Annotated in this window: 20 protein-coding genes; 7 read left to right on the top strand and 13 right to left on the bottom strand. The window is 65.1% G+C overall.

What is annotated here, in order from left to right; all coding sequences use genetic code 11:
* Positions 1–38: 38 nt before the first annotated feature.
* Positions 39–662 (bottom strand): hypothetical protein, encoded by a 624-nt coding sequence (locus LQG66_RS28365; protein ID WP_231319150.1) that lies wholly within the window; start codon positions 660–662, stop codon positions 39–41.
* Between the two features lie 163 nt (positions 663–825).
* Here LQG66_RS28365 and LQG66_RS28360 point away from each other — a divergent pair, with 163 nt between their 5' ends.
* On the top strand, positions 826–2,388 hold the full coding sequence (locus tag LQG66_RS28360; protein WP_231319149.1) for an AMP-binding protein: 1,563 nt from the start codon (positions 826–828) through the stop codon (positions 2,386–2,388).
* 1,134 nt (positions 2,389–3,522) lie between these two features.
* Here the strand turns inward: LQG66_RS28360 and LQG66_RS28355 are convergent.
* The 4 genes from LQG66_RS28355 to LQG66_RS28340 all read right to left on the bottom strand — a co-directional run bounded on the left by LQG66_RS28355 (position 3,523) and on the right by LQG66_RS28340 (position 6,660).
* Complete coding sequence (locus tag LQG66_RS28355) at positions 3,523–3,909, bottom strand: hypothetical protein (protein WP_231319148.1); 387 nt, start codon at positions 3,907–3,909, stop codon at positions 3,523–3,525.
* A gap of 25 nt (positions 3,910–3,934) precedes the next feature.
* On the bottom strand, positions 3,935–4,138 hold the full coding sequence (locus tag LQG66_RS28350) for a hypothetical protein (protein WP_231319147.1): 204 nt from the start codon (positions 4,136–4,138) through the stop codon (positions 3,935–3,937).
* A gap of 327 nt (positions 4,139–4,465) precedes the next feature.
* Entirely contained in the window at positions 4,466–5,596 is a 1,131-nt protein-coding gene (locus LQG66_RS28345; RefSeq protein WP_231319146.1) for a hypothetical protein, read from the bottom strand.
* 224 nt (positions 5,597–5,820) lie between these two features.
* Positions 5,821–6,660 (bottom strand): hypothetical protein, encoded by an 840-nt coding sequence (locus tag LQG66_RS28340; RefSeq protein WP_231319145.1) that lies wholly within the window; start codon positions 6,658–6,660, stop codon positions 5,821–5,823.
* An 815-nt stretch (positions 6,661–7,475) separates the two neighbouring features.
* Between LQG66_RS28340 and LQG66_RS28330 the strand changes: the two genes are divergently transcribed.
* Positions 7,476–8,252, top strand: coding sequence for a molybdate ABC transporter substrate-binding protein (locus LQG66_RS28330; RefSeq protein ID WP_231319144.1), 777 nt, complete (start codon positions 7,476–7,478; stop codon positions 8,250–8,252).
* Positions 8,253–8,304: 52 nt separating this feature from the next.
* On the opposite strand, the gene LQG66_RS28325 is transcribed toward LQG66_RS28330, so the two are convergent.
* The 4 genes from LQG66_RS28325 to LQG66_RS28310 all read right to left on the bottom strand — a co-directional run bounded on the left by LQG66_RS28325 (position 8,305) and on the right by LQG66_RS28310 (position 14,019).
* Complete coding sequence (locus tag LQG66_RS28325; RefSeq protein ID WP_231319143.1) at positions 8,305–9,438, bottom strand: alpha/beta hydrolase; 1,134 nt, start codon at positions 9,436–9,438, stop codon at positions 8,305–8,307.
* A gap of 57 nt (positions 9,439–9,495) precedes the next feature.
* Positions 9,496–10,992, bottom strand: coding sequence for an SLC13 family permease (locus LQG66_RS28320; protein ID WP_231319142.1), 1,497 nt, complete (start codon positions 10,990–10,992; stop codon positions 9,496–9,498).
* A gap of 134 nt (positions 10,993–11,126) precedes the next feature.
* Complete coding sequence (locus LQG66_RS28315; protein WP_231319141.1) at positions 11,127–13,223, bottom strand: acetate--CoA ligase family protein; 2,097 nt, start codon at positions 13,221–13,223, stop codon at positions 11,127–11,129.
* A gap of 4 nt (positions 13,224–13,227) precedes the next feature.
* Positions 13,228–14,019 (bottom strand): enoyl-CoA hydratase/isomerase family protein, encoded by a 792-nt coding sequence (locus tag LQG66_RS28310; RefSeq protein WP_231319140.1) that lies wholly within the window; start codon positions 14,017–14,019, stop codon positions 13,228–13,230.
* Between the two features lie 336 nt (positions 14,020–14,355).
* Here LQG66_RS28310 and LQG66_RS28305 point away from each other — a divergent pair, with 336 nt between their 5' ends.
* Positions 14,356–15,180: an IclR family transcriptional regulator gene (locus tag LQG66_RS28305; RefSeq protein ID WP_231319139.1), complete on the top strand. Its 825-nt coding sequence runs from the start codon at positions 14,356–14,358 to the stop codon at positions 15,178–15,180.
* Positions 15,181–15,309: 129 nt separating this feature from the next.
* Here the strand turns inward: LQG66_RS28305 and LQG66_RS28300 are convergent, their stop codons facing one another.
* From LQG66_RS28300 to minC, 4 genes are read right to left on the bottom strand one after another with little or no spacing between them, the layout of a single operon-like run.
* Complete coding sequence (locus LQG66_RS28300) at positions 15,310–16,083, bottom strand: thioesterase family protein (protein WP_231319138.1); 774 nt, start codon at positions 16,081–16,083, stop codon at positions 15,310–15,312.
* A 21-nt stretch (positions 16,084–16,104) separates the two neighbouring features.
* Positions 16,105–16,380 (bottom strand): cell division topological specificity factor MinE, encoded by a 276-nt coding sequence (gene minE / locus LQG66_RS28295; RefSeq protein WP_231319137.1) that lies wholly within the window; start codon positions 16,378–16,380, stop codon positions 16,105–16,107.
* The gene (gene minD, locus LQG66_RS28290; RefSeq protein ID WP_231319136.1) at positions 16,377–17,192 is read right to left on the bottom strand and encodes a septum site-determining protein MinD; all 816 of its coding nucleotides are present in this window, start codon (positions 17,190–17,192) and stop codon (positions 16,377–16,379) included. Before minD ends, minE begins: the two co-directional genes overlap by 4 nt.
* Before the next feature lie 20 nt (positions 17,193–17,212).
* Positions 17,213–17,902, bottom strand: coding sequence for a septum site-determining protein MinC (gene minC / locus LQG66_RS28285; RefSeq protein WP_425601258.1), 690 nt, complete (start codon positions 17,900–17,902; stop codon positions 17,213–17,215).
* 524 nt (positions 17,903–18,426) lie between these two features.
* On the opposite strand from minC, the gene LQG66_RS28280 reads away from it, so the two are divergent.
* The 4 genes from LQG66_RS28280 (at position 18,427) to LQG66_RS28265 (ending at position 24,181) form a co-directional block, all read left to right on the top strand.
* Positions 18,427–19,065: a hypothetical protein gene (locus tag LQG66_RS28280; protein WP_231319134.1), complete on the top strand. Its 639-nt coding sequence runs from the start codon at positions 18,427–18,429 to the stop codon at positions 19,063–19,065.
* A 45-nt stretch (positions 19,066–19,110) separates the two neighbouring features.
* Complete coding sequence (locus tag LQG66_RS28275) at positions 19,111–20,736, top strand: ABC transporter substrate-binding protein (RefSeq protein WP_231319133.1); 1,626 nt, start codon at positions 19,111–19,113, stop codon at positions 20,734–20,736.
* A 131-nt stretch (positions 20,737–20,867) separates the two neighbouring features.
* Entirely contained in the window at positions 20,868–22,397 is a 1,530-nt protein-coding gene (locus LQG66_RS28270; protein WP_231319132.1) for an ABC transporter substrate-binding protein, read from the top strand.
* Positions 22,398–22,609: 212 nt separating this feature from the next.
* Positions 22,610–24,181 (top strand): ABC transporter substrate-binding protein, encoded by a 1,572-nt coding sequence (locus LQG66_RS28265; RefSeq protein WP_231319131.1) that lies wholly within the window; start codon positions 22,610–22,612, stop codon positions 24,179–24,181.
* The last annotated feature ends 127 nt before the right edge of the window (positions 24,182–24,308 follow it).

Here is a 24,308-nt window from a genome sequence, read left to right as displayed (position 1 = left end):
ATTGCTTGGCTCAGGGATAGCGACGCCGGCGCCGGCCTTCAATCCTGGCCGAAGAAGCGGAAGCGCGGCGTGTCCATGGCGACCGGCTGGGCGGCGTAGACGCGCGAGCCCGCATCGTCGCGCACCGCCTGCTCGACCGCGCGCAGATCCTGCTCGCGCTGCTGGCGGCGACGTTCGGCGAACTGCCGCCGCCGCTCGGCGCTGTGCCGTTCCGCACTGCGCTTGCGCTCGGCGTCGCGGACCTTGAGATCGGCATCCTGCTTCTCCTGGGCCTTGTTCTCTTGGGCCTTGGCCTGCGCGCCCTCGGACGCAGCGACGGGTTCGTTGGCGGAACCAGGCGCGGCGGATGCCGGTGTCGTAGCCATCGCCGACGACGGCTGCGGTGATGCATCGGCCGCAGCCGGCACCGCGACCGACGTCTGCTCCGGCGCGGGAGCCACCCTGATCGGAGCGGTGGTGGCGCCCTGCGTCGCGGCGAGATACGAGCTCACGGCCGGACTCGGTGAGGGCGTATCCGGCGCCGGTCGTTCGAGCCTGGTCGATTCCAGCGGGCGCGTCTTCGGATTCATGCTCTCGCCGATCAGAAGTCCGCCGCCGATCCCGGCTGCGACGGCGATGGTAACCGTTCCAACCCCCGTGAAAAAAGCCGTCGAACTGCGCATGGCCTTGCTCCTTATGCTGGGGCGGCAACGTCCCGCACGCGACGATGTTCCGGCATTCCGCAGAAGTGACATCGCGCCGGCTTGAGCGCGACCGGCATTCTGGTAGCCTTCGTTCCAAGCCCTGCAATTCGACAATGATCGGGGCATCCTGGGAGGCCGACGCATGAGCCATCAGCTCCATTCGTTCCCCGTGGTCTGCGAGCAGACCCTGCTGACGCTGTCGCGCTACCCGCAGCGCACCGCCTTCAGCTGGCCGGGCGGATCGCTGTCCTATCAGGGCGCGATCGACCTGATCGGCCGCCTGCAGAGCGTGTTCATGCATCTGGCGCTGCCGCCGGGAACACGCGTCGCCCTGCTCACGGCCAATCGCGCCGATACGTGGTGCGCCGGCATCGCCGCGCAGCTGTCGCGGCTCGCGATCACCTGGCTGCATCCGCTGGGATCGCTGGAGGATCAACTGTTCCAGCTCGCGGATTCCGAGTCGCAGGTGCTGGTGGTCGATACGGCCGCGTTCCGCGACCGCGGCGGCGAGCTGGCTTCGCGGGCCGACGGCGTCCGCCATGTGTTCACGCTGGGGCCGGCCGACTACGGCATCGACCTGTTGGCCGCGATCGACCGCGCCGGCCACGCCAGCGCGCGCAATTTCGCGACGCCCGATGATCTCGCGACCTTGAACTACACCGGCGGCACCACCGGCAAGTCGAAGGGCGCGCTGCGCCGGCATCAGGAATATGGCGGCTTCGCCACCGCGATCCTGGCTGATTTCGAGATCCCCGATCAGGCACGCTATCTGACGGTGGCGCCGATCAGCCATGTCGCCGGCACCAAGGTGCTGCCGACCCTGATGCGCGGCGGCACCGTGCACATGCTCAAAGGCTTCGATCCGGAGGCCGTGCTTTCGACGATCGCGCGCGAGCGCATCAACTTCACGCTGTTCGTGCCGACCATGATCTACGTGCTGCTCGATCACCCCGCGCTCGACCGGACCGACCTGTCCTCGCTCGAGCTCGTGCTGTATGGCGCCTCGGCGATGTCGCCGACGCGGCTGGTCGAAGGCATCGCGCGCATCGGCCCGGTGTTCTCGCAGCTCTACGGCCAGACCGAGTGCTATCCGGTCTCGGTGCTGCGCAAGGCCGATCACGATCCGAAGCAGCAGGAGCTGTTCCTGTCCTGCGGCTTCCCGATCGCGGCCTGCGACGCCAAGATTCTCGACGACGATGATCAGGAGGTGGCGCAGGGCGAGGCCGGTGAGATCTGCGTGCGCGCGCCGCACGTGATGGCGGAGTACTGGAAGCGGCCGGACATCACGGCCGAGACCTTGAAGAACGGCTGGCTGCACACCGGCGACATCGCCCGCCGCGACGAGCGCGGCTACCTGTACATCCTCGACCGCAAGAAGGACATGATCGTCTCCGGCGGTTTCAACATTTTTCCGCGCGAGATCGAGGATGTGCTGACCCAGCATGCCGACGTCGCGATGTGCGCCGTGGTCGGCGTGCCCGACGACAAATGGGGCGAGGCCGTCACCGCGATCGTGGTGCCGCGCGCGGGCGCGCAGATCGACGCGAACGAGCTGATCGCGTTGGTCAAGGCGCGCAAGGGCTCCGCCCATGCCCCTAAGCACGTCGAGTTCGTCAAGGAACTGCCGGTGACCGGCGTCGGCAAGGTCGACAAGAAGGTGCTGCGCGCGCGGTATTGGGAAGGGCGCGATCGGATGGTGGGGTAGCCGCACGATCAGCTCCCTCGATCGTGCTCCGTCATTGCGAGGCGCCCTTGCGCCAAAGCAATCCAGAGCGGCATGCGTGGCCCTGGATTGCTTCGCTGCGCTCGCAATGACGGAGAATGAGAGACACGGCCGCGCAAACCTTTCCGTCAGCCCAACACGCAATGTCACCCGCGCTGTCGTCCCGGGCAAGCGAAGCGCGCCCCGGGATCCATAACCACAGGACGGCGTGGTGAGCGCAGGTGGGTCGACGCGCGTGCCTCGACCATCGGCCTGTGGCTATGGTCCCCGCTTTCGCGAGGACGACAATCTTTGTATCGCGCGATCCTCGCCAGGCATTCCACCGCCCACCGGACAGCACAGAAGTTGTTGCGCGAGTTGCAAACATGGCGCCACCGTCTCGCGGCGCATTCGCGTCCGAGTCTTGCTGAAGCGTCGGCCCCTCCATCGACGGAGGGTGCAGGGAAGGCCAGGCCTCGGCTGAGGCCTGCGGTCCGCGTGCAGCAAAAAAGCACGCGGCAGAACCACAGGTCAGCCGGACGACCCGGCCCTCCCTGCGCAACGGCTTTACGGCTTATACGCAGTCTCCCCGGCGACCGGGCTTGTTTGCCACCGTCGTCTCGCAAGATGCGCATTGCACGCCTCGCGAAACTTGACCTCAGCGTCGGGAGGCCAGGACCCTGCGACTTCACCGTCCGCGGCATGGCGTACGTCGGCGTGCCCAAGCACGCTGCGCCACATCGCGGCCATCGCATCCCGCACCCAACGCCTCGTGACGTTCGCGCTGCGCCCCTCTTCAATGAGGCGGGATGCGAGGAGGAAAGCATCGATTTCGGAAAATGCAAAGTGAAATATTTTTCGCTGATCATCTGGACAGGCCAAATCAGCTTGAAGCGGCTCGCGAATTTCGCTTTTCCGCGCGCGCGTTAGCGCGGGCATCATCGATGCGAACGCGCAATAGTCCAGGCAGGGACGTACCCGTCGGGCAAATCACCGCGCCGTCTCGCAACGTCTCCAGGCAGGCCTGGCAGTCCGCGAAGTTCTGCCGCGCTCACCGAGGTCAACACGATGGCTGCATTGCGAAGACTCCGGTGTGGCCGCGCAACACAACGGGATGCCTGACCGGGAGCCCACGCCTCAGGAAGCAGAAATTTCACTCGACTCTGGAGGGCCGCCTTCAGTGCGCGCAAAGGAAAGCCACCATAGGCTGCGCACCACCGGCAACAGAAAGAGCGCGCAGGCGGCGATGATGATCGCGTAAACCAAGGCGCCGCTCTCGTTGATCAGCATCTTAGCCCCGAGTACCAATGGGAAAGTCCAATAGGCGAGAAACATGATCGCGTAGGCCTTCCAAAGCGATCTTGGCAGAAGGCGCTTGTCGAAGGCGAACAAAAAGAGGCTCCACACGGCGGGCAACAGGATTGCGCTCGTGATCATCGTAAGTGCATTCGCGGAATGCACAGCGTCAAAGGCAGCCCACACAAATAATAGTGCGTATAGAAACGCGATAATCTTCCACCACATCGCCAAGGCTCCCCCTGAAAGCTCATCAAGCCGAGCGTGGCCCGAGGCCCGACAATAGCTTGATCGTGTAGAACACAGGGTGTTCGGAAACGTAGCCGGTCATCGCCTGAGCCAGTTTTTCGTGGCGCTTGGCGTCGGTTTCAAGACCCCAGCCTGCGGTCGCGGCGAAGATAATCTCCACGCCGAGCGCGTGTCCATACGCGCCGCTCAGTTGATTGTAGATGTCCACCGGCCCCCGACGTCGTCACCATGATCCACAGCACGTCGCGCTCGTCGTCGCCGGAAGAATTCACTCCAAGAGAGGTCGAGATGAGCCGGAGTGACGCTCGATCACGACCTTCTAAGCGTCTCCTAGGCGGCAATCGCCAACGCACGCGCGGTAGCAACCGAGCAGACACACAACCAAAATGACACTGCCAGCGTACACACTCCAAACTCGATCGCTGGCGAATAACTGCTAACGTCAGTTATGTGCGCATCGTCCGTCTGCGGGTCGGCGCTTGGCGAGCACGACACCGAGACTGCCGCGCAAGGGTCTAAGCACGAACCAACCACGTCACAATGCCTCCAGCGCCCTACGCGATGGCGCGAGCGGGAGCCACTTGGGAATGCGGCGCTTGGCGAGCCAATAGGGCCGCCACAGCCCACGCCAAGTGGCGCCGTCGAAAGGCGCCTTGTCCCAGCGCACCTCGCCCGTCTCGATGCGCGGCAGATCGTGCAGGTGCAGCCAGCGCCGCGCGACCCACCACAGCTCGCGCGAGACGGCCTTGTTCCCAGCGGCCTCGAGCTGGACGATGTTCAACAAGGGATCACGACGGCGGACGGCGACCTCGAGCGTCGCGACGCGTTCGCCGCCGCGCCGAACACTCCATAGCCGCGAGCGGTTGAGGGCGATGTCCTCACCGTAGAGGCGGACACAATTGCGCATGGCCGCCGCCTCCTCCTTGACCGCAGGCATGCCATCGATCGGCCGGAACTCATAGTCGCCGACACGACCCGGATTGAGCCACATGTCGCGGATCGGCTGCCGGCCAAGATTGAGATGCAGCTCGGCCATTTCTCGCCAGGCGCCCGCTGCCGCGACGGCGGCGTCGAGCTTCATGTCCGGCGTCCACGGTTTTTCGACGAGTTCGTAGGCCGATGTGGTAGGCTGACTGGAGAACCAGATCCACAGACCCAGCAGATGCATGCGAGCGAGCTTCGGCGCTCGCGGCGCGCCAACAAACTCACGGGCGATCCACACGGCGGCCGGCTCATGCGCAAGCGCAGCCATTTCGGAAACGAGCTGCAGCCACCTCGGCATCAGCTTCGGCGAGCGCGGCAGATGGTTGCCGATCTGCCGCCGGAACAGCTCGCCGTCCGGCAGTGGATCGATCGGACGGACGAACGCCTCCGGCGGCAGCTTGCGCAACCACATCGGCAAGCCCGCCGCGGCCGCCGCCTCCGCAAGTGGACGGCCTGCGATCACGCAAGCGAGCACCGGTTCGGGATCGAACCCGCGCCGCGGCGCCGCGAGCGCGAACAATAGCGCCGGAAAGCTGAGAGCCAGATCCGCGATGTGCGAGTGGCGCATGGCCAGCGCGCGCACGCGGGATTGGAAACGACACGTGTAGCGCCGCAGCCGGCGTTCGTGCAGGTCGAAACGCTCCGGCTCCCGGCGGGGAGTCAGCAAGAGATTTGATGTCATGACACGACGGTTCAGGCGCAGGCCACGAGGGCCGCGGGCTTTTCGACGAGAGGGGAAAGTGTCAAATCGTATCCGGGACAATCATCCCGGTCGGCCGCGTCAATGATCGCGCAGCGAGCCCGGGAAGCGCGTGAGTCTGGACATCGTCGCCTCCTGTGTTGAAGTTGGGAAGGAGCTACCTATCCTGTTTCCCGGCGAAGCGCAACCGACCAACGATCTTTACGCTAGCGAGGCCCGATCACCGACAAGACCTTCGTCGTGTGTGTAGCAGGGTGCTCGGACATGTAGGCCTCTATGGCATGGGCTACTTTTTCGTGACGCGTTGCGTTGGCTCCGAGCGCCCAGGCGGCGGTTGCTGCGTATGCGATCGTGCCGGCGAACGACTGAGCATACTTCTCCTTCAACTGGCCTATGATCTCGTTTGGACCGCCCGCCATTGCGAGGTTAACATTGGCAATGTCGATGGCAATCAGCTCGGAGCGGTCGGCGGTCTGAGCCAGAAATTCGATGATTCGTCGAACGTAGCGCTCGTCGCCGCTGGCAAAAAATGCGCCCCATAAGATGTCGAGATGCGTCGGCGTTGCGATCTGGATATCCAACGCCTCCGACGGCAACGCACCCAGTTCGTCCTTCAACATCTGGTTCGCGCCGGACTTCGCGAAACGCGCCTGCATCTGCTGTCGGATCGCGGAGTTCCCTGAGAGCGCCAGAGCCGCATCAATTGCGACGGCGCTCCTGTCGTCGAGCCAGGACGGAAGCAGGCGTTCGATCCATTCTGGATGCTCGCGAAAGACGACCGAGAAGAAGCCGATCGCCGGCGGGAAAACGCTCCAGGGCGATGCGGCTTTGTAGGCATGTCCGGCCCATCTGGCCCAAAGCCCAACGAGACGCTCGGGCTGGGGGTCCTTGTGGTAGAACAGCATCAGCTCGTCGTCTTCCGCTGCCGCGACGGACTCCAGGACGCGATCTTCCGACTTCGAGGCAGGAAGCTGGCCGATCGGCCGACGCCAGATGAAGACCATCACAACGGCAAGGATCAAGACCAGGACAGCAATGTTGATCACGACGCCCCCTCGGACTTCCTCATGAGCTGCAGCAGAGATCCGCGCAGGCGCCCCGCTCTATCACGCCTCCACCTTGGTGCAGCCCGTATACGGCCTGGCCTCCGTGAAAAATCATCTCCACGCCGTTGAAGCGGACGAGGTCACCCTCGACGCCATCGCGATAGCTCGGGCTACCGCTTCACCTTCGCCATGTGTAGCGCCACTGCGGCCAGGATCAATGCCTTGAATGTGGCCGCGTCGATCTCGTCACCCGCGTGAATGTCGATCGCGCGGCGCGTGTTGCCGTCGAGGCCGGAGAAGATACCTGCAGGGTCGGGCAGCGCCGTACAGCTGTGGTGAGAGTCGGCGCGGCCACGCTTCGGCCCGAGCGCCTCGCCGGGCTTTTTGGAGAGCTACGCAGCGAATGCCTACTCAGTGGCATTGCCTTGGGCTGCCTCTCCCCCAGTCGTCGGCTTCTTCTCAATGATTTTTCACGAATACCCCAAATGGCTCGATCGGCGGCTTCCGTCGTGGCTCGACGACAGAAGCGCCGTCGCGATCGACGCTAACCACGTCATCCTGTGGTTATGGATCCCGGATCGACGCCGCGCCGCGCCATCGCGCGCCCCGGCTCGAGCCAGCGCGAAAGTGAGCACGGATCCCGCGACGTCGCAGCCACCGAAGCCGCTGTGACGCTTCGTAGCTGTTGCTCTACCAATTAGACTCACGACACCCTTTGACAAAATTCCACTAAGTGAAAATTGCCCCGTTACAATTTCGGGCACCCTGGTAACCTCCCGGCAAAGAGATAACTGAACCGGGGAGGTACAACACTCATGATCCATTCATTTGCGGTCCGTGCGCTCGCGTGCGCTGCGCTGCTGTCGATGCCAATGGCGACGGCTGATGCCGACGAGCTCAAGATCCTGACCACCGGCATCCTGAAAGGATCGTTCACAGAGATCGCGAGCAGCTTCGAGCGCGAGACCGGTCACAGGATCACGATGTCCTGGGGACCGTCATCAGGCAATTCCCCCGAAGCCAGCCAGGTCCGTGTGAAGAACGGCGAGCATGTCGACGTGCTGATCATGGTCAACACCGGGATGGATGAGTTGATCAAGGGCGGATACTTCGCCCCGGTCGAGCGCAAGGACGTCGCCGTGTCCAAGATCGGCGTTGCGGTGAAAGCCGGGCACAGGCTACCGGACATCTCGACGGAAGCAGCGCTTCGCCAGGCACTCCTCGATGCGACGTCGATCGGCTATTCCGAGGGAGCCAGCGGGACGTATGTTGCCAATGTCCTGCTCAAGAAGCTCGGCATCGCCGACCAGGTTGCGGGCAAGAGCCACGTCATACTGGGCCGCAAGTTTGTTGGAGAAGCCATCGCCAGCGGCGAGGTCGAGCTCGGTCTCCAGCAGATCAGCGAGCTGCGGCTGGAGCCGGGAATCATTGTCGTTGGACCGCTGCCCGACGATCTGCAGAAGAAGAGCGTCGTGTCAGCCGCCGTGTCGTCCAAAGCGGCCAGCGTGGACGTCGCAAAGCAATTTCTTGCCTATCTGACGTCACCAGCTGCGACGGAGTCGATGCAGAAGAGCGGGCTGGACCTGCCGTAGCACAGCGACGATCGTCGTCGCCGGACAGATCCACCCGGGACGGCGGCGGGCGCTATTTCACGTTCTCCCTCAACCAGGCCGCCAATGCGGCCGCGATGTCGAGATTGTTGAGCTCAAGCATCACCATGTGGCCATTGCCGTGGATGCCACGATCCCCCAGCCGCATGGTCTGAACGGAGACACCGGCCTGCTCCAGATATCCCGCCGTGCATTGGTCGTACACCGCGTGGTAGGACGCTTCGGCGGTGACGACGAGCGTCGGCCGCCCCATCAGGTTCTTCAATTTTCGCGCCGGCTCCGCCTGCAGGATGCAAGCCGTGAGATCGGGAGCATCGGGCTGCGGCTGCTTCACGGTGCGTAGCTCGGACGCGGCGGAGATCGGAGGATCGTAGGTCATGGGAATGTCGGTCACGCCCCATGCTCTCGCCTTGTTGGTGCTGGTCACGGCGTTCTCGAACGGAGGACCGCTTGGCTCGACGGCGACGATCGCCTTGACCAGGGCCGGCCGCGCCTCCGCGATGGCCCAGCCGAGCGGCCCGGCCTGCGAATGGGTCAGCAGGATCGCCGGACCGATCCGGTCGAGCAGTGCGGCGCCGGCAGATTGCATCAGGCTCTGCGTCTCCTCGTCACTCGCCAGCGAGTCGACCTGAGTGGCATAGAACGCATCGAAGATGGGATCGCCCATGCGCCCCTTGCCCTCGCCCGAACCCGGCCACTGCGTGTGCTTGGTCGCCTGCGGCCACTGGTTGAAGCGTTCGGACGCTGTGAATTGCCGCTCCAGCTGCGAGGCAGTGAAGTTCCGCAAGGCGCCGTCAACGTTCGGATGCCAGGCCGAACGGCCACGCGCGGGTTGATCGACCAGGTAGACGGCGTAGCCTTGCTCGAGGAAATACTCCGCCCAGCCCTCCCGGCCGTCCGGAGTCATCATCCAGTTGGTCGCCGTCTGCATTGCGCCGTGAATCAGGACCAGCGGGTATTTCTGCGTGATCGTCTTCGGCGCCAGATACTCCACATACATCTGGCCCCGCATGAGCTCCTTGCCGGGCTCCCCAACGTAGCGGCCGCCGACATAGAAGAAGGCGCGCTCGGCGGCCACGGTCGGAAGCCTGACTGGGGCCTGCGCCAGCGCAAGTGATGCGAAGGCGAGCAGCCACGAGCCGGTCGCGATCAACGAAATTCTTCTCATGTTGAGCTTCCTCTATCTGCTCGGGCGCAAGCTACAGATCATATTGCCCCGCGCCCTTCACTTCCAGAGACCCACCAGCGGCCAGTAAGTGAACATGAACAGCACGATCAGGCCGTACATGATCACGGCGAGCGGGAGTCCGAGCCGCATCATGTCGCGGGTCGTGAAGCCTCCGGTGCCGTAGGCGATCATGGCGGGGGCAGACGTCACTGGAATGATGGCCAGGCATTGGGCAATGAGGGCAACACCAAGAACGATCCCGGTGATGGGAATATCCGGATTGTGCAGAGACACCAGGAAGCCGATGATCGCGGGCGTGATTGCCGTGAGGCACGACGTGATGCTGGTGAAGCAGAAGCGCACGAAGAACACGACGACGTAGATCATGATCGCCAGCGCCGTCACCGACAAGCCTCCCATTCCGGACTCGACGAAGGCGACCTTGGCGAGCCACGCCGCTCCGCCGGTCCTGGTCAACATCTCAGCCATCGAAATTCCTGCACCGAACAGAAGGATCGAGTTCCAGTCGATCCGCTTGTAGAGATCGTTGCAGGTAGTGACCCCGACCCCCGGCATGACGAGCAGCAGGACGCAGAGCGCCGAGATGGCGGACGCCTCGACGTGATGGATCTTGTCCGTTGCCCAAAGCACGATCGTCAGCGTCATGATGACCGACGCCCTCTTCTCGGCCGTCGACATCGGCCCCAGCTCGGCGAGACGGGCCGCGATGTAGCCGCTGCCTCCGGGCATTTCCGAGAACTCGAACTTGAACAGCCGCGTGGCCAGGACGTACAGGCCGACGGAAAACACCACCGTGTAGGGAAACAGATCGATCAGCCAGTCGAGATAGCCGAGCTGCGGCTGACCGGCTCCGGTCAGGAAATTGACCATCACGGGATTGGGCGCCGCGCCGGTGAGAACGCCGACGCCGGTCACCGATGGAAGGATGCCGGCGAGAAGAAGCATCGCCTTGCCGATCTGGCTATCGCGCGGCAGACCGAATGCCTCGATCAGGCCGATCACGATCGGAACCAGGGTTGCCGCACGCGCGATCACAGACGGGATGAAGAACGTCAGCGCGAAGGCGGTGAGAATGATGCCGAGCATGATGGCGTGGGTGTTTGCGCCGACGAGCCTCAAGATCAGATAGGCCACGCGCTTCTCCAGCCCCGTGCTCGTGATCGCTGCAGCCATCGCCAGACCTGCCGCAACGAACAGCCAGCCGCCGTTGGAAAAGCCGCTGAGCGCAAGGGGTATGGCCTTTGCTGTTCCAAGAATGGCCCCCGGGTCGCTTCCGGCCGGCGAGAAGCCGAGTGCGAGGATCAGCAGCAGCACCAGCGCGACCGCGCTGACGCCGTAGGGGATCGCCTCGGTGATCCACATCAGCACCACGAAGGTCATCACCGCGATGACGCGCTGGCCTGCCGGCGACAGGCCCGCCGGCGCCGGCGCCAAGACGATGGCCGCCATGATGGCGAGACCGATCAGCACGGTCAGAAGTTTCCTGGTGGAAGCCCCTGTTGTTTCGGACGCAGCATGAACCAGCGTCGACATGCGTATCCTCCATTTTGGTTATTTGATCTTGTTTGTTTGATTGCCGACGACCGGCCGGCTTTTGTCGGCGATCGTCGGATTCCTGTTCTCATTCGCGACCTTCAGTGCCGCCGCCGAGAAGCGATCCAGTCTGCTCAGCCGCCGGCGGACGCCAGCACCACGACGCCATCCGCCGCGCAGACCCCCTGGCCTTCCGGCAGGACGAAGACCGGGTTGATCTCGGCCTCGATCAGGCGGTCGCCGAGCTGCGCCGCCATGAAGGAGAAATCCACGATGGCCGAGACGAGGGCCTCCACGTCGGCTTTCGGGCGCCCCCGAAATCCGTCCAGCAGCGGCCAGGTGATCAGGTCATGCAGCATCGCACGGGCCTCGGCCCGGCTCAGCCCGCCCGTCGGCGGCAGCAGGCGCATGGTCGTATCGTTGAAGAGCTCCGCGGTGACACCGCCCATGCCGAGCAGAACCGCAGTCCCGAGCGGATCGCGATGCAGCCCCAGGATCAGCTCCGTGCCGCCCGACACCATCGCCTGCACGAGGAAGCGCCGCGGCCGCCGGCCGGTTGCGGCTTCCACGTCGATCGCCATCGTGGTCAGCCGGTCGCCGATCGTCTCCGGCGTCAGATTGACGGCGACACCGCCGATGTCGCTCTTATGCGTGATCTCAGCGGACAGAATCTTCAGCACCAACCTGCCGCCAAGCGCACGCGCAGCCGCCTCGGCCTGCGCCGCGGTTTCGACGATCCGCTCCGCGGCCGCGGGAATGCCGAACCGCGCGAACAGCGCCTTGGCCTTGGACTCGTCGAGCGAGCCCGTCGGGAGATCGCTGGTGTCGACCTGCCGCTCGGCGCATGTGGCCATATCGCTCGGCGGCGACTCGGCGGCCTGAAGCAGCCCGGAGAGCGCGGACGCGCAGCTCTCCGCCGACGTATAGGCCGGCACGCCACGCGCGGTGAGCACGGCGCCGACCTCCGGCGCATGCGGGCTGACATAGGCGATGACGGGCTTGTCGGACATCGCCAGGCAGTCACGGATGGCATCGGCGAGCAGCGCGGGCGTGCCGACCGCCGACGATCCCGCGATGATGATCAGGGCGTCATAGGACGAGCTGGCCAGCAAGGTGCGGATCGCACCACGCAGGATCTCCGGCTGCAGGCCGGCCAGCGTCAGATCGATCGGATTGCGATCGAGGTTGGCATGGAAGCCCGATTGCAACGACCTGAGCTGAGCCGCGGTCTCCGCGTCGGGCGCCGGCGTCTCGAATCCGGCAACGCCAAGGCTGTCGGAGACGATCGTTCCAGCGCCGCCCGTCGACGTCAGGATCGCCACCCGCTTGCCGCCGAGCTTTCGCCCGGCCGCCAGCGCCGCGGGAATGTCGAGCAGCTCCTCGAACGTCCTGGCGCGGATGACACCGAGCTGCCGGAACAGCGCGTCGTACATGCGGTCCGAGCCAGCCAGCGCGCCGGTGTGGGAAACGGCCGCCTGGGCGCCCGCCTCCGACCGGCCGATCTTGAAGGCCACCACCGGCTTGCCGGCCTGACGCGCCTTTTGCACCGCCTCGCGAAAGCGGTCCGGATGCCGGATCGCCTCGACATAGAGGGCGATCACCTTGGTGGCGTCGTCAGCCGCAAGATATTCGATGAAATCCGAGAGCTCGAGATCGGCTTCGTTGCTGGTGGAGATGAGCTTCGACAGCCCGATGCCGCGCGCCGCCGCGCGAGACAGCAGCGCGCCGAGAATGCCGCCGCTCTGCGAGACCAGCCCGACCGGACCGGCCGGGAGGTGATCCGTCGCCAGTGCGCCCGAGGCCGAGAGCACGATCTTGTCGGTCAGATTGACGAGGCCGATCGTATTGGGGCCGAGAATGCGCATCGCGCCGGCAGCTTCCAGAAGCTCGTGCTGTCGCCGCCCCCCCTCTTCGCCGTTTTCCGCATAGCCGCTGGCGAGGACGATGGCGGCGGCGGCACCCCGCCTGGCAAGCTCGCGCACCGCCACGTGCGCGCGCTCCGCGCCCAATAGCACGAGCCCGACATCCGGCACGGCGGGCAGCGCCGCGATATCCGGATAGCAAATGAGATCGCCGATGCGGTCGACCTTCGGATTGACGGGGTAGATCTCGCCCGCGAAGCCGTGCTTCTGCAGGAATGACACCGGCCGCCCCGAGGTCTTGCCCGGATCGGCCGACGCACCGATGACGGCAATGCTACGCGGCCGGATCAGCCGTGCGATGGCGTTCATGAGATCACTCCTTCGCGGACGAGCGAGCGAGGAACGCCGTGACCGCTTCGCGGTGCTCGGCGCTGGTGTAGCAGATGGCTTGCGCCTGGCTGCCGAGATCGAAGATCTCGTGGGCCGAGCGCTCGAAGCTCTCGTTGAGAATTTTCTTGCCCAGTGCGAGCGCCGTCGGCGAGCCCTGCGCGAGTTCGGCCGCCCAGCCCTGCGCGGCCGACAGCAGCTCGTCGGACGGCACCTTGCGGTCGAGAATGCCGAGCGCAACAGCTTCGCCGGCTTCGACCATGCGCCCCGTGAAGATCAGCTGCTTTGCCTTGGCCAAGCCGACGCGGCGCGGGAGAAAGTACAGGCCGCCGCCGTCCGGGATCAGTCCGCGCTTGATATAGGACCACGTGAATTGCGAGCGTTCCGAGCCGATCAGAAAATCGCACGCGAGCGCGGTGTCGGCGCCGAGCCCGGCTGCCGCGCCGTTGACCGCCGCGACCGTCGGCTTGGGGAGGTTCAACAGCAGCGCCTGCGCCCGGTGCACGCCCTGCTGCCTGCTCCAGCCGTTGAACGCGACCTCTCCCTGCGGGGCCTCGAGGCGCTGCTTCATGCCGGCGATGTCGCCGCCGGCGCAGAACGCGCTGCCGCGGCCCGTGAGCACCAGGGCCTTGATCGCCTTGTCGCTCGCGACGGTCTGCAGCGCGGCGACGAACTCCGCGCGCATGTCGTCGCTCATGGCATTCCGGCGGTCCGGCCGGTTCAGCGCGAGGGTTGCGACGCCGGCATGAACTGAGAATTCGATGAACTGATAGGTCATGAGCGAGCCTCGGTGTTTGAACGGGATTGACGGTGTGCGAAGGCCTTCATTGCGTGCGCACATACGCGGCACGACGCTCCGACAGCCGGTTGAGACCGGCCGGGCATCTCGGGCACCCTCGGCCGAGCGATCAGCGATGTGATGATTTATACCGGCCGTCCGTCGGGTGATCGTCAACGGACCGGACGAAGCCGGAGCTAGCCACCTGGAATGTCAGACATTGCGTTTCGTGCTCCCGGCATGTTTTGCGTTTGCTTATTTGTCTGCCTCTATACCGGATCGGCACGAAAGAGGGTATACTCCTCATTCCACTTAGTGGAATGAGGAGGCAACGCGGTGGCTGCACCGAGACGTTATGCCGGCGGCGCAAACGGCAACCGTTCGCTGGAGAGGGGCATCGACATCCTGCGTGCCTTTCGGCCGGGCGTCGATACGCTCGGCAATGGCGAGATCGCCGAGCGCACCGGCCTGCCGCGCTCCACGGTCAGCCGCCTGACCAAAACGCTGGTCGCGTTCGGCATGCTTGACGACATCAGGGCCGAGCGAGGCTACCGGCTTGCCGCGGCGGTTCTCAGCTTCGGCCACTCCGTTCGCATGGGATCGCCGGTGCTCAATGTGCTTGGTCCGCTGATGCGGGCCGAATCGACGCGACGCCGGCTCAATGTCGGTCTCGCGACCGCCGATCGCACCATGATGGTGTACCTGGAATCCATTCGCTACAATCCCCGCCCGACTCTGCGCAGCATCGTCGCCGGCCAGCAGGTCCCGATGGAGTTGACCTCGCTCGGCCGCGCCTATCTCGCGGGCATCGCAGAAGGCGATCGGGCGAAGCTGATGGTTCAGTTCAGGCGCCGCAGTGCGGCCGCCACCAGGGCCCTGATCGCCGACATCCAGACATCGATCGGCTCGGTCCGGCGGGACGGCTACTGTGCGGTGTCGTGGCAACCAGGTGTGCTCGCCGTCGCAACGCCGATCGCTGTGGACGGCCTGCCGGTCTACGCGCTCAACATGAGCATGCAGGACATCGAGCCGACTGAAGCTCTCGCCGCCGAGATCGGCGCATATCTGACGGCATTCGCAGACCGATGCCGGGAGGCGCTGCGCGCCGATCCGGCCGATCGATCGCATCCTGGCAGAGGCGGCCCGCGAAGCGCTATATGAGCTTGGGCGCAAGCGGCGCGTCTCAGAGCATCGAACAACTTGTGAGCCGGCGCCTGTCGACGTTGCGCGAGCCGGACCATCGCCGCGGCTGCAGCCCACTTTATTACCGCAAGAACAAGTCGCTCGCGTTCACCGCTTCTCGATGACGAGGCTCTGCACCACGCGGCCGAAATAGCCTCTGACGTCGCCGAGCCGTGCCATCGCGAGGCCGGCGCCTTCGGGGCCGATCCAGCTCTCGGCGTCGAGCAGGATCCAGTCGCCGACCGGCTCGCGCGCCATGCTCACGGTGAGATCGGCATTGAGGAACGTGTAGCTGTGGAAGTCGAGCGCGGCCGCGGTGCCGTTGCAGAAATCGCTCGCGACCACCGCGCGCATCGCCTGCGAGACCGCGTGTCCCTCGACCAGCGGCCAGTCGACGCGGTACCAGATCGCGCCCGGGCCCTTGACGCCGAAACGGCCGCGCGCGGCGCGCAGGGTCACGCCGCGGACGAAGGGACTGGTCGAGAAATCCGCCGGCTCCGGCTGCGCATCGGCCGGTCCTGCGAGATCGACCGGCAGCTCGCGGACGTCGTCCGGCAACGGCACCGCATCCTGCCTGATCTTGAGCACGGTCGCGGTGACCACGGCCGTATCGCCGGCGCGCAAGCGCACCGCGCAGAGCTGGATCTTGCGGCCTTCGCGCAGCACCTCGGTCTCGACCGTGAGCTCGGCGAGCGGCACCGGCCGCATCAGGTCGATGGTGACGCGGGCGATGCGCATCGGCGACTTCGTCGCGATGCGTTCGGCCGCCCACACCGCCAGCGCCGACGGCGCGGAGCCGTGTTGCATCGTCGGATCCCAGGGACCCGCGGCGTCGGGACTGACGGTGACCTGATTGTCCGCGACGCGGAAGATCGGCCGCATCAGCGCGCGCCTCGCCACGCGTCAGCCCGCGCTGGCAAAGGCGCGATCGGCGCCGTTGGGCAGTTCGATGTCGACCTCGAGCGTCGAGACATGCTTCCCCCGGTCCATACGGACGATGACCTTGTCCGGATCGAGTACCACATGGCGCGAAACCACGGCGAGGATTTCCTCGCGCAGCTGCATCAGGAGATCGGGCTGGCCGCGCAGGCTCCGCTCATGCGCGAGCAGGATCTGCAGCCGCTCCCGCGCGACCGGCGCAGAGGCCGTACGCCCCGTAAAGAGCCGCAACACGCTCATGCAGCCCTCCGTCCCAACAGCAGGTTCATGAGACCCTTGCGCTCGCTCGGGATCTGCATCTCGACCTCCTCGCCGAGCAGGCGGCGCATCGCGTCGTGATAGGCGCGGGCCGGCGCGCTGGCCGGGCTGTTCAAGGTGACGGGGCAGCCGACATTGGAGGCGCGCAGCACGTCCTGGCTCTCCGGCACGATGCCGAGCAGCGGCGTCGCCAGGATCTCCAGCACGTCGTCGATCGACAGCATCTCGCCGCGCGCGGCGCGGCCTGCATCATAGCGCGTGATCAGGATGTGCTTCTCGACGCGTTCGCCGTTCTCGGCGCGCACCGTCTTCGAATCCAGCATGCCGATGATGCGGTCGGAATCGCGCACCGAGGACACTTCGGGATTGGTGACGATGATCGCCTCGTCGGCATAGCGCATCGCGAGCATTGCGCCGCGCTCGATGCCGGCGGGGCTGTCGCACACCACCCAGTCGAAGGTCTTGCGCAACTCCGCGATGATGCGGCCGACGCCGTCCTCGGTCAGCGCGTCCTTGTCCTTGGTCTGCGAGGCCGGCAGCAGCCAGAGATTTTCCAGCCGCTTGTCGCGGATCAGCGCCTGCGGCAGCTTGGCGACGCCGTGCACGACGTTGATGAGATCGAACACGACGCGCCGCTCCGCGCCCATGACGAGATCGAGATTGCGCAGGCCGACGTCGAAATCGACCACGACGACCTTCTCGCCGGCCTGCGCCAGCGCAGCGCCCATGGCCGCCGTCGTGGTGGTCTTTCCGACGCCACCCTTGCCCGACGTCACTACAAGTACTTTCGCCATCTCTCAAACCCTCCTGCTACTCAGTTCAATGGTACGATCTTCATGGAATGACCTTCGAGCCGGGCCTGCGCCGCCCGGCCGCGCAACGCGGCGTCGATCTGCTCCGCGGTCTGGTAGTAACCGTCGATCGCGACGAGCTCTGCCTCGATCTTCTGGCAATAGATCCGCGCCGCCGAATTGCCGTTGACGCCGGCCATCGCCCGGCCGCGCAGCGCGCCATAGACATGAATGGAGCCGCCGGCGACGATCTCGGCGCCCGACGACACCGCGCCGAGCACGGTGACGTCGCCGTCGGGAAACACGATCGACTGGCCGGAGCGGACGGGCTGATCGAGCAGCAGCGATGTCGGCTGCTGCAGCTGTGGCTTCTCGGGCTCGATCTCCTGCACGGCGCAGTGACGGCCGCCGGACAACAATGGCGGCATGCCGAGCGACAGCCGCGCCTGCTCCACGCCTTCGAGCCCGAGCACGCGGATGTTGCGCGACTCGATGCTCTTGATCAGGTGGGTGATCGCGAGCGGGCTCAGATCCACTGCGGAGAGATCGAGCACGATCGGCTTGCCGACGAAGAAACCCGGCGAGCCCGCCAGCGTCGCGTCGAGCTCGCTGAGCCAATCGGCAATCGGCACGACCGGCGAAAAGACGAAGGCGACATAGGAGCGCCCGCGCAGACGAATAAGCGGACGTACCGTTTCAGCGCCTGCACTCATGATCATCCGACCCAACCCTTCTTAGTGATTGGTTAACTGTCGGCGCCAGATGGTTAACGGATGGTTAAATCGACGCTAAGCCGCTCGAAAATCGACCGCGGCCCGCCCGACATAGTTCGATGATGATCGAATCAAGGCACAATCTTGGCACGATTGCGACGCAAATCCCGAGCATCTGCGTCAAGACCTGACACGCCTCATTTTAATCACATCATGATGATAACTTTAACGTACATATAATGCGGAGCCGACGGCTTTAAGCGGTTCCGATCAATTGACACTCGTCAGGGGGCGGGGCATGGAATCGAAACAGGCGCCAAAGGCATACGTAACGTGCCGCGGCGCCTTGCAGGAAAGGACCGCTGGCGTGCGATCGGTGATCGACGCGAAACGTCTGATTCTGCACAGGATTCCGTGTGGACTGAGGTGGCAGAACCGCTCCCGCTCTTCGTTTGAAATTCGTCTCATACGACCAGGGCAGTAGCGTATCAGTTTACCGGAATCGAGCGTCAGAGGAGTAGCGTATGAGTTCGTTGAGTGAACAGAATCCGATGAACCCACAAGACCCGCTGCACTACGCGCCGCGCTGGCTGCGCGAACGCCCGGAGGCAGCACGTCTATCTCTTGTTGGTGACAACGCCAAGGCAGCGGAGGCGGCCGAGCGTCCCGCTTCGGGACAGCAAGGACCGCTCGATGCTCGCTTGGAGACCGCCGTGTTCGAATCCCTTCGCCAGTCGCTGAACCCGCAAGTCATGCGCGAGCCCCCGGATCTCGAGCGTGAGCGCGACCGCCGCTCGGTCGTGTTCAAGATCGCCGGGCGCTTCGCCGCGGCAACCGGTGTGGCTGCCGTCGTCGCGCTGTTCTTCGTCAACATCGTTCCGGTGTGGCGCCAGCCCGATGCGAGCTCATCATTCGTCGCCGCCGTGCAGTCGATGAAGACGCTGCCGGCCGTGGCTGCCGATGCGGACGACGCCAAGGCGGACCAGACCAGTTCGCTGCCGGAGCGGGCCGAAGCCCCGGTCCCGGCGCTGTCGCAGTTCAAGTCCCTGCTGGCCACGGATGCTCCGGCGCCGACCGCCGAGGCGGAGACTCCCGAAAAGCCCATGCTGCAGCAGTTCATGCAGTGGAACCAGAAGACGGGACAGATGGAGCGGGTTCGCTAACCCGCTTGCTCTGATCCGAATTCAAAAGCATCCCATAAGGCGACAATGATCGACGTCCTACCGCAGAAAGCGGCAGCACGCCGTCCGCGGGCTCACGCCCGTATGGCAGCCGCCCTGCTCGGCATCATCGCGACCAGCGATGCTGCGACGAGCGGCGTCATGGCTGCGCCCGGCGACAATGTCGGCGTGGCGCGCCAGCTCGGTAGCCGCGTCGGCCCGATCATCGGCTCGGCGCTCGCATGCCGCGACATCGCGCGGCCGCGTATTCAGGCGATCATCGAGAAGTTTCAGATGGTCATCCGCGAGGCCGCTTCGAGCGAGGCCGATCGCGACGAATTGACACGCCTGCTCGACCGCTATGTCGCCGAAGGCCGCGGCCTCGTCACCGGCGGTCGCCTGGATTGCCGCGGCGCGGATCGCCAGCTTGGCGAGCTCGAACAGTCGCTCGCCACGCCGACACAAGCGCGATCCAACCTGCCCGTGGTGACGATCGGACCATCGAGCGCGCAGGCCGCAACCGCGCCGGCGCAGATCCTGCCGCCTGCGGGCGCCGTCCGCGGCATCACGCAGAGCGACATGAAGTTCGGCATGGTCATCCCCTATGGCGGCCCGGTGAAGGAAAGCGGGCGGCTGCTGAAGATCGGCGTCGAGGCGGCGTTCAATCGCACCAATGAAGCGGGCGGCATCAACGGCCGCGTGCTGAAGCTCGTGACCGCCGACGACGGCTATGATCCGGCGCGCACGCTCGATGCGATGAAGCAGCTCCATGAAAAGGAGCAGGTGTTCGGCTTCATCTGCAATTTCGGCTCGGCGACCGCCGCGGTTGCGATCCCCTATGCGCTGGAGCGGCGCGCGCTGTTTTTCGCGCCCTACACCGGCGCCAATGTGGTGCGCCACGATCCGCCCGACCGCTACGTCTTCAACTACCGACCGAGCTATGCCGAGGAAACCGACGCGATCGTCCGGTATCTGGTCAAGCTCCGCAAGCTGCAGCCGCGCCAGATCGTCGTGTTCGCGCAGAACGACGCGTTCGGCGATGCCGGCTTTGCGGGTGTCGCCAAGGCGTTTCGCGCGCTCGGCGCCAATGACAATGCGATCGCCCGGGTCAACTATCCGCGCAACACGGTGGATGTGGACGACGCCATCAACCAGCTGAAGCTGCTGAAGACGCCGGTCCGGGCCGTGGTCATGCTGGCAACGACCCGGGCCGCAGCCAAGTTCATCGAGAAGGCGCACGATGTCTTCCCGGGCGCGATCTTCGCCAACATCTCCGCGGTCGGCGGCTCCGCGCTTGCCAGCGAATTGATGCTGCTTGGTCCGCGCTACGCCGATGGCGTCATCGTCACGCAAACCGTCCCCGGCGTCTCCGGCTATTCGAGCCTGGTGCTGGAGTACAAGAACGCGCTTGCGAAGTACTTCCCCGGCGAACCGGCGGATTATACCTCGCTGGAAGGCTATATATCGGCGAGCGTCCTCATCGAGGGATTGAAGCGCGCCGGCCCCAGTTTCGACACCGAGCAGCTGGTCGACACGCTCGAGACGATGCGCAACGTCGATCTCGGCCTCGGCGCCCAGCTCGGCTTCGAACGCGCCGAACACCAGGCATCTCACAAGATCTGGGGCACGGCTCTGAACGACAGCGGCGCCTACCAGCCCATCGAACTTGAATAGAATACCGCTGGCGGGCAGTTAGCCCCCGCCAACACGGATAAAAACGCGACAGAGAAACCCGACATTAATTCGAAATGCCACGAATAGCAGAGTGATGAGGTCAGCAGCTCACGGAGCGAGTGGATAATTCGATGACGGTTCGTTGGTCCGCCTTGATCATCGGGAGCCTGTTCGGTGCTCCCCTCACGCCCGCATTCGCGGCGGCGTCCGACATGGTCAGGGATCTCGCCGGCCGGGTGGGGCCGATCGTGGGCCAGGCGTCGGCCTGCACGGACATCGCGCAGGGGCGCGTCCAGACCATCGTCGACAGATTTCGCGAGGCCATTCGTCAGTCGACGACCGACGACGGCGAACGTGATCAGCTGACCCGCAGCTTCAACGGCTACATCGCCGAAGGCCGCAGCCGCACGGGCACCTCGCAGGCGAACTGCGCGACCGCAGAGCGGCAATTGACCGAGTTGGAGCGCTCGCTGAGCCAGCCGGCCGCCGCCGGCCCGAGCGCGCCCTCTCCAGCGGAAGCGACGACGGGAGCCGTGGCCGCAGCGGCGGTGCGCGGCGTCACCGAGCGCGAGATCCGCTTTGGTATCGTCATGCCGTTCTCCGGCATCCGCAAGGAAACCGGGCGCCAGATGAAACAGGGCATCGAGGCCGCCTTCGCCCGCGCCAATGATGCCGGCGGTGTCGGCGGGCGCACGCTTCGGCTCGTCGCCGCCGATGACGGCTACGATCCGAACCGGACGCTAGCGGCGATGGGCCAGCTCTACGACAAGGAGCAGGTGTTCGGCTTCATCGGCAATATCGGCACGGCGAACTCGCAGGTGGCCATTCCCTACGCGCTGGAGCGGCGCGCGCTGTATTTCGCACCGAATTCCGGCGCGCTCGTGGTGAGGCGCGATCCGCCCGATCGCTACGTCTTCAACTACCGCGCCAGCTACGCGGAGGAGACGGCCGCGCTGGTGCGCTATCTCGTCAAGATGAAGCGGATTCCGCCGCGCCAGATCGCGGTGTTCACCCAGCAGGACGCCTTTGGCGACGACGGTTTCGCCGGCGTCGGGAAGGCCTACCGGCAGCTGAACGTCAGCGATCCCGTGGTGCGTTTCACCTATCCGCGCGCGACGATGGATGTCGAGGAGGCGGTCAACCAGGTCAAGGCCTACAAACCTCAGCTCAAGGCGGTCATCATGGTGGCCACCGATCGCGCGGCCGCGAAGTTCATCGAGAAGACGCGCGATGCGGTGCCGGGCCTGATCTACGCCAACGTATCCGCCGTCGGCTCGACGTCGCTCGCGACCGAGCTGAAACTGCTCGGTCCGCGCTTCACCAATGGCGTCATCGTGACGCAGGGCGTGCCGGCTGTTTCTGGGTATTCGAGCCTCGTGCTCGACTACAAGACTGCACTGGCCAAGTATTCTCCCGGTGAGGCGCCGGATTACACGTCGCTCGAAGGCTACATCGCGGCCACGATCCTGATCCAGGCGCTGAAGCAGACCGATCCGCTCGACACCGAGCGACTGGTCGACACGCTCGAATCGATGCGCAGCCTCGATCTCGGCCTCGGCGCTCCACTCGCATTTGGACGCGCAGAGCACCAGGCGTCACACAAGATCTGGGGCACTGCACTCGACGAAACCGGCACGTACCAGCCAATCGAACTTGACTAGACTTAGCTGCAAGGAAAAGAACTGGTTGAAGACGACGCATTAGCAAGTTCTAAAGCATGATCAGAGATAGCCGTGCCGGGTTACCGAAATGGTCATGCTCTTAGGAAAGGCTAGTCTGTGCATGGTGGCGGTCATAAATCTTCTCCGTCGCAGACAAAGCGTCAAATCACCAGGCGGAAGACCTGGATGGGGTCCATAGTGGGATAGTGGCAATGAGCTTTCGTTCTAGCGTGTTCTTGGTTGCGGCATTGCTCGCAACGCCCGCCAGCGCGGCGGGCACCAATGCGGATGTGGTGCGTAATCTTGCGAGCCGGGTTGGGCCGATCGTGGGAGCAGCATCCGCCTGTCAGGCGATCGACCAGGGCCGCGTTCAGGCCATCGTCGACAAGTTTCGCGAGGTGATCCGGGAGGCCTCCACGGGCGGCTCGGATCGCGACGAACTCACCCGCGTCTTCAACGGCTACGTCGCGGACGGCCGCAACCGCGTCGGTGCAGCGCAGACGGACTGCAACGCCGCAGGCCGCCAGCTGGCCGAGCTCGAGCGTTCGCTCGGGCAGGCCGCGCCGAGCCAGACGGCCACCAGCCTCGCCGGGGTGATCGCCCCGTCCGCGGCTGTCGCCGCCACGGTGCCGACGGCGACGCTTCCGCCCCCGACCAACAGCAACGTCCAGGGGGTGACCGCCAACGAGATCCGCTTCGGCATCGCCGCGCCGTTCTCGGGTGCGTCGAAGGAGCTCGGCCGGCAGATGAAGCTTGGCATCGAGGCCGCCTTCAACCGCGCCAACGACGGCGGCGGTGTCGCCGGGCGGTCGCTGCGCCTGTATTCGGCTGACGACGGCTACGAGCCGGCGCGCACGCTGGATGCGATGAAGCAGCTCTACGAGAAGGACAAGGTGTTCGGCTTCATCGGCAATGTCGGCACGCCGACCTCGGCCGTGGCCATGCCCTTCGCGCTGCAGCGCCGGGTCCTGTTCTACGGTGCGTTCACCGGCGCCAACATCCTGCGCAACGATCCGCCGGATCGCTACGTATTCAACTACCGCGCCAGCTACGCGGAAGAGACCGACACCGTCGTGCGTTATCTCGTCAAGCTGCGCCGCCTGCAGCCCAGGGACATCGCCGTGTTCGCGCAACAGGATGCCTACGGCGATGCCGGCTTCTCCGGTGTGGCCAAGGCCTTCCGGTCGCTCGGCCTCGCCGATACGTCCATCGTCCGCTTCAACTACAAGCGCAACACGGTGGACGTCGATGAGGCGGTCAACCAGCTGCGGGCGATGAAGAATCCGCCCAAGGCGATCGTCATGGTCGCGACCTACCGGGCGGCCGCGAAGTTCATCGAGAAGACGCGCGATCTCTATCCGAGCATGATCTATACCAACGTGTCGTTCGTGGGCTCGACCGAACTGTCCGACGAACTGATGCTGCTCGGTCCGCGCTATGCCAGCGGCGTCATCGTCACCCAGGTGGTGCCGGCGGTCGGTGGCTATTCGAGCGCCGTGCTCGAATACAAGAGCGCGCTCGAGAAGTACTTCCCGGGCGAAGCACCGTCCTACGTGTCGTTCGAAGGCTATATCGCGGCCAACGTCCTGGTTCAGGCGATGCGTCGGGTCGGCCCGCAGCTCGACAGCGAGGCGTTGATCGACACGCTGGAGAACATGCGCGACATCGATCTCGGCCTCGGCGCCAAGCTCGGCTTCGGCCGCGCCGAACACCAAGCTTCGCACAAGATCTGGGGTACGGCGCTGGACGAGCGCGGCAAGTTCCAGGCGATCGAGCTGGAATAGCCTCGCGCTCGGTCTGACCTTTGACAAATGGACGCGGCAGCCACCGGCTGCCGCGTCTTTCATTTTCGGCCGGGTTTCATGCTGCCGAACGATTTGGATCGAATGCAGGCAGACCGCTGGCCGGCGA

The sequence above is a fragment of the Bradyrhizobium ontarionense genome (assembly GCF_021088345.1).
In the GTDB taxonomy this organism is placed as follows: Bacteria; Pseudomonadota; Alphaproteobacteria; order Rhizobiales; family Xanthobacteraceae; genus Bradyrhizobium; species Bradyrhizobium ontarionense.
This window is presented reverse-complemented; position numbering and strand designations above follow the sequence as displayed.

Excerpts from the sequence above, each read along its gene's own strand:
- LQG66_RS28330 (WP_231319144.1), top strand. The coding sequence starts at position 7,476 with ATGATCCATTCATTTGCGGTCCGTGCGCTCGCGTGCGCTGCGCTGCTG.
- LQG66_RS28355 (WP_231319148.1), bottom strand. The coding sequence starts at position 3,909 with ATGTGGTGGAAGATTATCGCGTTTCTATACGCACTATTATTTGTGTGG.
- minC (WP_425601258.1), bottom strand. The coding sequence starts at position 17,902 with ATGAGTGCAGGCGCTGAAACGGTACGTCCGCTTATTCGTCTGCGCGGG.
- LQG66_RS28325 (WP_231319143.1), bottom strand. The coding sequence starts at position 9,438 with ATGAGAAGAATTTCGTTGATCGCGACCGGCTCGTGGCTGCTCGCCTTC.
- minD (WP_231319136.1), bottom strand. The coding sequence starts at position 17,192 with ATGGCGAAAGTACTTGTAGTGACGTCGGGCAAGGGTGGCGTCGGAAAG.
- LQG66_RS28365 (WP_231319150.1), bottom strand. The coding sequence starts at position 662 with ATGCGCAGTTCGACGGCTTTTTTCACGGGGGTTGGAACGGTTACCATC.
- LQG66_RS28270 (WP_231319132.1), top strand. The coding sequence starts at position 20,868 with ATGACGGTTCGTTGGTCCGCCTTGATCATCGGGAGCCTGTTCGGTGCT.
- LQG66_RS28265 (WP_231319131.1), top strand. The coding sequence starts at position 22,610 with ATGAGCTTTCGTTCTAGCGTGTTCTTGGTTGCGGCATTGCTCGCAACG.
- minE (WP_231319137.1), bottom strand. The coding sequence starts at position 16,380 with ATGAGCGTGTTGCGGCTCTTTACGGGGCGTACGGCCTCTGCGCCGGTC.
- LQG66_RS28345 (WP_231319146.1), bottom strand. The coding sequence starts at position 5,596 with ATGACATCAAATCTCTTGCTGACTCCCCGCCGGGAGCCGGAGCGTTTC.
- LQG66_RS28320 (WP_231319142.1), bottom strand. The coding sequence starts at position 10,992 with ATGTCGACGCTGGTTCATGCTGCGTCCGAAACAACAGGGGCTTCCACC.
- LQG66_RS28280 (WP_231319134.1), top strand. The coding sequence starts at position 18,427 with ATGAGTTCGTTGAGTGAACAGAATCCGATGAACCCACAAGACCCGCTG.
- LQG66_RS28310 (WP_231319140.1), bottom strand. The coding sequence starts at position 14,019 with ATGACCTATCAGTTCATCGAATTCTCAGTTCATGCCGGCGTCGCAACC.
- LQG66_RS28275 (WP_231319133.1), top strand. The coding sequence starts at position 19,111 with ATGATCGACGTCCTACCGCAGAAAGCGGCAGCACGCCGTCCGCGGGCT.
- LQG66_RS28300 (WP_231319138.1), bottom strand. The coding sequence starts at position 16,083 with ATGCGGCCGATCTTCCGCGTCGCGGACAATCAGGTCACCGTCAGTCCC.
- LQG66_RS28315 (WP_231319141.1), bottom strand. The coding sequence starts at position 13,223 with ATGAACGCCATCGCACGGCTGATCCGGCCGCGTAGCATTGCCGTCATC.
- LQG66_RS28360 (WP_231319149.1), top strand. The coding sequence starts at position 826 with ATGAGCCATCAGCTCCATTCGTTCCCCGTGGTCTGCGAGCAGACCCTG.